Genomic DNA, 8,140 nt, shown 5'->3' with positions numbered 1-8,140 from the left:
GCCGCTGACAGGTTCCTGCAGCGCCCACCCACGCAAGAAGAAAAAAAGATCAAAAGCAAAAGCAGCATGGCCGGTTGCCCACACTTCCTGTGGAGCCGAGCCCACGCTCAGCTCAGAGCGAAGCGACCCGCTGTTGCTCTTCCTTCTTCTTTTTCGTGGGTGGACGCCCCAGGAACCCGGCCAACCCTCATGAATCGCTCTGCGCTCACCCACGAGGGGCTGCGCCGTTCGCCGACCTTCGCCGCCGATGCGCGCATGAATCTGCGCACGCGCATTTCTGTAATCGTTCCCACTCCACCGCACAGCAGCATGGCCGCTGACGAAGTTCCATTAAAAGTGGGCGCCAATTCACATTTTGACGCCGCGTTGATCCTGATCAATGGACTTGTCGCAATCGGCCTGCACAATGGCGGCCCGTTCGGCATGGCGCGCCGTCTTTGATGCAGCGCGAGGGGCGTCGGATGGGAAAGCAGTACTGATCCAACAGGTACAAGGAGCGCGGAGCACTGCCACTGGGGAGCGGCAGCCGCGCAGGTACCGACCGGGTCCGGCGGCCGGTTGCGTCTGCGGGGATGGGGACGCAACCGGCAACCTCTGCCTGAATGGGGCAGGTCAATCACAACGCCTTCACATTTCGCGCTGAACGCGAGCAAATCGTTGTGATTCATGGTGTTAGGGGTTTTAATTCATCCATGACCTGCTAACCTGCGGTGATGATTCGACGTTCTCTGGCCTGCATGCTCACCCTCGGCCTGGTCGCCTGCGCGACCCAGCCGACGTCCCCACCGACTTCGCCCCAGGCCAGCAGTACGCCGCGCCACCCGGCGGCCAAGCCTCAGGGCCCGGCCGAAGCCGCGCCGGAAGCGGCAGCCGCTACGGCTGCGCCGGTCGATCTCACCCCGGTGCCGTTCGAAACCGCGCGCGCCAGATTCATTGCCGACACCGCCAAGCGTTACGGCCTGAAGCCTGACGAGATCCGCAACGTGCTCGACCAGGCGCAGGTGCGCCAGCCGATCATCGCCGCCATGTCGCGGCCGGCCGAGCGGGTCAAGCCGTGGAACGAATACCGGCCGATGTTCATCAGCAAGGCGCGTATCGATGGCGGCAAGGCGTTTCTTGCCCAGCATCGCGCTGAACTGGACCGTGTGCAGCAGCGCACCGGTGTACCGGCTGAAGTGATCGTGGCGATCATCGGCGTGGAAACCAGCTACGGAAAGAATGCCGGCAGCCATCGCGTGCTCGATGCGCTGTATACGCTGGCCTTCTATTACCCGCGCAGTGGTGACCCGGCCAAGCTGGAACGCGAAGTGCGCCGCGAGCTGTTCTTCCGCGATGAACTGGCCAAGCTGTTCGAGCTCGGTCGCGAGGAAAAGCTGGACATCACCACGCTCAAGGGCAGCTATGCCGGCGCGATGGGCATGGGCCAGTTCATGCCCTCCAGCTATCTGGATTACGCGGTGGACGGCAACGGCGATGGCCGCCGTGACCTGTTCACCAGCTACGACGACGTGTTCTCCTCCATCGCCAACTACTTCGTGAAGAAGGGCGGTTGGGTGCGCGGCGGCCAGGTCGCCGTGCCGGCCACGCTCGCCGCCGGCCGCGAAGAGTTCAACCCGACCGAGTGGACGCCCACCTGGTCGCTGTCCGATCTGGCCCAGCGCGGCTACCAGCCGAGCGCACCGGTGCAGCCGGGYGCCACCGCCACCCCCATCACGCTTGAAGGCAGCACCGGCAAGCAGTACTGGCTGGGCTTCCAGAACTACTACGCGATCACCCGTTACAACCTCTCGAAAATGTACGCGATGGCCGTGTTCCAGTTGTCGCAGGCCATTGCCGGACAGGAGCTGCCCCCGGCATGAACATCAGATGGCTGGTCCCTGGATTGATCGTCCTCGCGCTGGCCGCCTGCAGCAGCGCGCCGAAGAAGCCGGCGACCGCCGGCCACGGTGGCAAGCCGTCCGGCACGGTGGTGCAGGGCAAGGGCGGGCGTCCGGCGCATTGTCCGGAGGGTTCGCCGTACGCGGCCGCCACCGAGGACCTGTCCACCCGTGGCAACTACACCGCTGGCGGCCTGTACAAGCCCGGCGTGAAAGACACCACGCCCAGTTACGTGCCCAACGTAGCCTGCATTCCCGAGCCGCTGGTCACCAATGAAGACCGCTCGGCGATCGGCAACAAATCGCCCTACGTGGTGCTGGGCAAGCAGTACAAGGTGCTCGACGACACCCGCAACTACGTTGAACGTGGCACCGCTTCGTATTACGGCGCCAAGTTCCACGGCCGCCTGACCTCCAACCGCGAGGTCTACGACATGTACCAGTTCACCGCCGCGCACAAGACCTTGCCGCTGCCCAGCTTCGCCCGCGTGACCAACCTGGACAACGGCGAATCGGTGATCGTGCGCGTCAATGATCGTGGTCCGTTCCACGATGGCCGCGTGGTCGATCTCAGCTATGCCGCCGCCGTGCGCCTGGGCATCACCCAGCGCGGTACCGGCAACGTGGAAGTGCGCGCGGTGCAGCCGGGTGAAACCAACCTGATGGCGCAGAAGCCGTCGCGCCGTGAGCGCCGTGCTGCTGAAGCGGCGGCGGCCACCGCTGCCGTCGCCAGCGCGCGCCCTGCACCCGCCGCTCGTGCGGTTGCCGACAGTGACATCGATCGCCTGGTCAACCGCCTGCCTGCCGATGGAGCGCCAGCGCGTGGCCAGCCGGCCACCACCCAGGCCGCCGTCAGCACGATGCCGGAGGTGGCGGTCAGCAGCCTGCCGCCCAGCGCGCCCGCGCCGCGTCCCGCCGCGCCGGTCGTGGCTACCGCCGTGCCACGCAGCCCGGCCTCGACCAGCAGCCCCAGCCTGTCGCAGAAGGTGGTGGGCGCAGTGATGCTGCAGGTCGCCAGCTTCTCCAACCGCGACAACGCCAACCGGGCGATGGGCCAGCTCAACGCTGCCGGCATCGTCGGTGCCACCATCAGCGACATCGCTGCCGGTGGTCGTACCCTGTGGCGTCTGCGGGTTCCCGCCAGCGACCATGCCAGCGCGGCGGAACTTGCCGGGCGCATCTCGGGTCTGGGCTTTGGCTCGCCACAGATCGTCAAGGACTGATTCCGCCCGGGCCGGTGCTGCCGGCCCTTGCCACCCCGGCCTTACAATGGCCACCTTGTCCCATCCTTCATTTTCCGGCCGTCCCCTGGAGCCTGCTGTCCCATGAATTTCCGTTCCGCCGCCACTGCCCTGGCCGCCACCCTGGTGGTGGGCCTGGCCTCCGCCCAGACGCCGCTGCCGACCCCGGCCACCCCGACGCCTGCCGCTGCCGCTGCTGCCCCCGCCACCGTGGCCACGCCGCCGGCGCCCGCACCCAGCGTGTCCAAGGCCTGGGTGCTGATGGACTACGCCACCGGCCAGGTGCTGGCAGGCGAAAACATCAACGAACAGCTGGCCCCGGCCAGCATCACCAAGGTGATGACGTCCTACGTGATCGCCGCCGAGGTCAAGAACGGCAAGGTCCGTCCGGACGACCAGGTGATGATGAGCGAACGCGCCTGGCGCGAAGGTGGCGCCGGCACCGATGGCAGCTACAGCGGCTTCCCGGTCAACCAGACTGCACGTCTGGAAGACATGGAAAAGGGCATGGCAATCCAGTCCGGCAATGACGCCGCGATCGCCCTGGCCGAGCACGTGGCCGGCAGCGAAGAAGCCTTCGCTTCGCTGATGAACAGCTACGCCGCCAAGATCGGCATGAAGAACTCGCACTTCGTGAACGCCCACGGCCTGACCGCCCCGGGCCACCACAGCAGCGCCTACGACCTGGCCCTGTTGGGTCGCGCGATGGTGCGTGATTACCCGGAAACCTACGCGTACAACAAGATCAAGGAATTCCAGGTCGGCACCATCAAGCAGCCGAACCGCAACCTGCTGTTGTGGCGCGATGGCAGCGTGGACGGCATCAAGACCGGCCACACCTCCGAAGCCGGTTACTGCCTGATGAGCTCGGCCCAGCGCGGTGACCAGCGTCTGGTCGCGGTGGTGCTGGGCGGCGCGTCGGAAAAGCAGCGCGCCGACGACAGCCTTGCCCTGTTGAACTGGGGCTTCCGCTTCTTCGAAACCCACCGCCTGTACGAGCCGGGCAAGGCCGTGGCCGAGCACAAGGTCTGGAAGGGCACCACCGACAAGGTGCAGCTGGGCGTGGCCCAGCCGATGCTGGTCAGCGTGCCGCGCGGTCGCTACAACGACCTGAAGCCGAGCATCGACGTGCCCAAGACCCTGGAGGCACCGTTCACCGCGGGCCAGCAGATCGGTACCGTGAAGGTCACCCTGGATGGCAAGCTGGTGGCCGAAGCGCCGCTGGTGGCGGTGGCCGCCGTCGAGCAGGCCGGCTTCTTCAAGCGCCTGTGGGACAGCTTCTGGATGTGGTGGGAATCGGAATGATCCGCAGCGTGCTGCGGTGAACGGAAAAGGCCGGCGAATGCCGGCCTTTTCTGTTTCGGTGTATCGGCATTCATGACCCCGCCCGGAGGTGGTAGTGCCGGCCGCTGGCCGGCTCCTCATGACATCGGCCGCGTGTGCAGCCAGCCGGCCAGCGGCCGGCACTACATGACCTCGTGCAGCCAGCCGCCGCCACGACCATCAGCGGATCGCTTACAGCGAGCGGCTGATGGTGAAACTGCCGAACACCGGCGACTGGCGCTGGCCATCGAATTCGCGGGTGCTGTGGTAGCGCGCCATCGCGAACTTCCAGCGGCCGCGCATCACCGCGATGCCATAACCGCCCTGGGCGACCACGTGGCGCTTGTCCACGCTGTGGCTGTTGCGGAACGTGTTGCCGTCCAGGGTGATATCGCGGATCACCCACGCCGCATCGGTGGTGGCGAACAGGTGCCACGACCAGCCGGACGGCTTGCCGCCCCGGGTCGGCGCGGTGTTCTCGCCCGCCGGGCGCAGCGGGGTGCTGCCGAAATCGTCCGGCAGCTTCCAGCCGAAGCGCACTTCGCCGCCCATGTTCGCCTTGGTTTCCAGGTTGCCGATCGAACCGCCGTAGTGGCTGATCGCATCCCAGCCCCAGCCGTCGGCATTGATGCTGGCATCACCCGGCCAGCGGCGCATGCGTTCGTGGGTCAGCATGAACACCGGTTCGTTGTGCAGCTGGTTGTCCCAGCCCTTGAACTTCTCATCGCCCAGCACGCTGTGCACGGCGTCCTGCACCTGCTTGCCCTGCGCCCACGGGCCGACCACGCCCAGCGACAGCTGGGTGGTCTGCAGACGATCGCCGCTGCGGGCGTTGAAGCCGAAGCTGACCAGCAGCACGCCGGCATACGGCCGGTCATCCTCGATCAGGTCGCTGCGGGTCGGGTCGGTGGGGGTGAAAATGCCCTGGGCCAGGCTGAAGATCATGTTCTGCTGTTCGAACCTGCCCGGGTGCAGTGCCTCCAGATGGCTGTTCACCCAGCGCGCCAAGCGCGGCAGGCAAGGGTCATCGGTGTAGTCGACCAGGTTGGGCGAGACCAGGGTCAGCTGGGCGCCGTTGGTGTAGCCCTGGTCCTGGTGGCGACCGCCGAACAGGTCGTTGTCGACGCGGAAATTGACCTGCGGCGGATGCTCGCGCATCGCGTCCGGGCCGCATTGCTCGGCTGCGTAGGCGGAAAGGGGGAGGGCGGTGGCCAGCAGGCCGGACAATCCAAAGGATGCGAGGTAGCGCATGGATGGGATGATCATCGGGAAGGGGGCTTTTGTCTGTCGTTTTATGCAACGACACGGTACTCCCGGCGCTGTGATGGAACGAGCGCGCTGGGATCACTTGTCTGTTCCGAAAACAACATTGTCTGATCGATACAATCGGTTACCGCAGGTGAAGCCGCAGCGATGGGGCAGGGGCCCTGGGAGGTGGGTCCCAGCCTGAATGGATGTTCAGCTGCAACGCAGCGGCCCGCCCGCAGTGCCGCCGGTCTACATGAATACTCTTGGGTTTGTTGCCCTGCGGCCCGATAATGGGCGCATGGAAATCAAGTCCGACAACCCCGAACACGGCTTCCAGTTCCCCGGTCAGTTCGAGCTCAGCGCGATGGGCCCGGCCAACCGCGGCCTGGAGCATGAACTCCCCCGCCTGCTGCTGGCTGCTGGCGTTGACGTGGTGAACGAGCGCATCAGCTGGAAGCATTCGTCCAACGGCAAGTACGTCTCGGTGCGCCTGGTCTTCCGGGCCGAGAACCGCGATCAGTACGACGTGGCCCACCAGGCCCTGCGCGACCACCCGGAAGTGAAGTGGACGGTGTAGCCGTCAGCTGTCCTGCCGAAGCGGCTGCCCCCGAGGCGCGCCCGCCGCGCCCGGCGGTGGTGCGCGATCTGGGGCGCCAGGCCTACGAGCCGGTCTGGCATGCCATGCAGCGTTTCACCGACCAGCGCGACGACGACACGCTGGACGAGCTGTGGGTGGTCGAGCACGATCCGGTGTTTACCCTGGGCCAGGCCGGCAAGGTCGAACACGTGCTGGCGCCGGGTGAGATCCCGGTGGTCCACGTCGATCGCGGTGGCCAGGTGACCTACCACGGCCCCGGCCAGATCGTGATCTATCCGCTGCTGCGCCTGCCGCGGCTGGGCATCGGCGTGCGCGACTACGTGTGCCGCATCGAGCAGGCCATCATCGACACGCTGGCCGAGTGGAACATTGGTGCGGAACGGCTCGACGGCGCCCCGGGCGTCTATGTCGCTGGCGCCAAGATCGCCGCGCTCGGCATCCGCGTGCGCMGTGGTTGCACCTTCCATGGCCTGGCTTTCAACGTGGCCATGGACCTTGACCCTTTCCACCGCATCAACCCCTGTGGTTACGAGGGGTTGCAGGTGACCACGGTGCTAGACTTGGGCGGTCCGTCCGGGATGGACGCCGTCAAGCCGGTGCTGCTGGACCACCTGGCCCGCCAGTTCGGCCTGCTGCTGCAGCCCGTGCCTGAACTGCCTGATCTCTCTGCGGCCGCCTGACCGCCCCCGGAAACGCCATGACTGAAACCACTGCCCGCACCATTCCCCTGCAGATCGTGCAGGCCGAGCTTCCGTCCACCGCGCCCCTGCAGGCCGGGGTCAAGCAGATGGGTGGGGACAAGATCAACCGCTCGCCGGTGCAGTTTGCCGACGTGCCGGTGCTGCGCAAGCCCTCCTGGATCCGCGTGCGCATTCCTTCGGGCAATGCCGTGCAGAACCTGAAAGCCAAGCTGCGCGAGAACCGTCTGGTGACCGTGTGCGAGGAAGCCAGCTGCCCGAACATCCACGAATGCTTCGGCCACGGCACCGCTACCTTCATGATCCTCGGCGAGGTCTGCACCCGCCGCTGCTCGTTCTGCGACGTGGCACACGGCCGGCCGAAGCCGCCCGATGCCAACGAGCCGGCAAGCCTGGGCCAGACCGTGGCCGACATGGGCCTGAAGTACGTGGTGGTGACCAGCGTCGACCGCGATGATCTGCGCGACGGCGGTGCCCAGCACTTCGTCGACTGCATCACCGCCATCCGCGAGAAGTCGCCGGGCACCCGCATCGAAGTGCTGACCCCGGATTTCCGCGGCAAGGGCCGCATGGAGCGCGCGCTGGAGATCCTCGCGCAGAACCCGCCGGACGTGTTCAACCACAACATCGAAACCGTGCCGGACCTGTACCGCAACGTGCGCCCGGGTGCCGATTACCAGTGGTCGCTGAACCTGCTGAAGAACTTCAAGGCGCAGCACCCTGACGTGCCGACCAAGTCGGGCATCATGCTGGGCCTGGGCGAAGACTTCGAACAGATCAAGGCCACCATGCGCGACCTGCGTGCGCACAACGTGGACATGATCACCATCGGCCAGTACCTGCAGCCGACCGCGCATCACCACCCGGTGCTGAAGTACTGGACCCCGGACGACTACAAGGCGCTGGAAGTCTACGGTTACGAGCTGGGCTTCAGCCACGTGGCCTCCGGCCCGATGGTGCGCTCGTCGTACCACGCCGACGTGCAGGCCAAGGGCGCCGGCATTTCCTGACGCTCCGCTGGTGGGTGCGGACCGTTGGTCCGCACACCTCATCCCCGCCGGGCATGGCCCGGCGCTACCGATGGGTGCCACCACCACCGATGGGTGTCACCATCACCATGGTGGGTGCGGACCGTTGGTCCGCACGCCTTCGGCG

8 protein-coding genes are annotated in these 8,140 nt (G+C 66.4%); 7 read left to right on the top strand and 1 reads right to left on the bottom strand.

Going from position 1 to position 8,140, the window contains the following annotated elements; genetic code table 11:
* From AB4Y84_RS07570 to AB4Y84_RS07555, 4 genes are all read left to right on the top strand, one after another.
* The coding region (locus AB4Y84_RS07570) for a hypothetical protein (RefSeq protein WP_442249944.1) at positions 1-441 on the top strand (441 nt) is incomplete at its 5' end.
* 272 nt (positions 442-713) lie between these two features.
* Complete coding sequence (mltB, locus tag AB4Y84_RS07565) at positions 714-1,859, top strand: lytic murein transglycosylase B (protein ID WP_442245032.1); 1,146 nt, start codon at positions 714-716, stop codon at positions 1,857-1,859.
* Positions 1,856-3,100 carry a septal ring lytic transglycosylase RlpA family protein gene (locus tag AB4Y84_RS07560; protein WP_367785905.1) on the top strand — a complete coding sequence of 415 codons (1,245 nt, stop codon included), beginning with the start codon at positions 1,856-1,858 and terminating at the stop codon, positions 3,098-3,100. The genes mltB and AB4Y84_RS07560 overlap by 4 nt, the downstream gene beginning before the upstream one ends.
* Positions 3,101-3,202: 102 nt before the next feature.
* Positions 3,203-4,423: a D-alanyl-D-alanine carboxypeptidase family protein gene (locus AB4Y84_RS07555; protein WP_099820912.1), complete on the top strand. Its 1,221-nt coding sequence runs from the start codon at positions 3,203-3,205 to the stop codon at positions 4,421-4,423.
* A 210-nt stretch (positions 4,424-4,633) separates the two neighbouring features.
* Here AB4Y84_RS07555 and AB4Y84_RS07550 read toward each other — a convergent pair whose 3' ends face one another.
* Positions 4,634-5,692, bottom strand: coding sequence for a lipid A deacylase LpxR family protein (locus AB4Y84_RS07550; RefSeq protein ID WP_442245033.1), 1,059 nt, complete (start codon positions 5,690-5,692; stop codon positions 4,634-4,636).
* A 295-nt stretch (positions 5,693-5,987) separates the two neighbouring features.
* Between AB4Y84_RS07550 and AB4Y84_RS07545 the strand changes: the two genes are divergently transcribed.
* From AB4Y84_RS07545 to lipA, 3 genes are read left to right on the top strand one after another with little or no spacing between them, the layout of a single operon-like run.
* The gene (locus AB4Y84_RS07545) at positions 5,988-6,266 is read left to right on the top strand and encodes a YbeD family protein (protein ID WP_025878705.1); all 279 of its coding nucleotides are present in this window, start codon (positions 5,988-5,990) and stop codon (positions 6,264-6,266) included.
* A gap of 56 nt (positions 6,267-6,322) precedes the next feature.
* A complete protein-coding gene (gene lipB / locus AB4Y84_RS07540) occupies positions 6,323-6,967 on the top strand; it encodes a lipoyl(octanoyl) transferase LipB (RefSeq protein WP_442249945.1) in 645 nt (214 codons plus the stop codon).
* Positions 6,968-6,984: 17 nt separating this feature from the next.
* A complete protein-coding gene (gene lipA, locus AB4Y84_RS07535; RefSeq protein ID WP_223496596.1) occupies positions 6,985-7,995 on the top strand; it encodes a lipoyl synthase in 1,011 nt (336 codons plus the stop codon).
* Positions 7,996-8,140 lie beyond the last annotated feature (145 nt).

The sequence above is a fragment of the Stenotrophomonas sp. 2YAF22 genome (genome assembly GCF_052114665.1).
Classification (GTDB): Bacteria; Pseudomonadota; Gammaproteobacteria; order Xanthomonadales; family Xanthomonadaceae; genus Stenotrophomonas; species Stenotrophomonas indicatrix.
The sequence above is the reverse complement of the archived record's forward strand: the minus strand, read 5'-3'. Positions and strand labels throughout refer to the sequence as shown.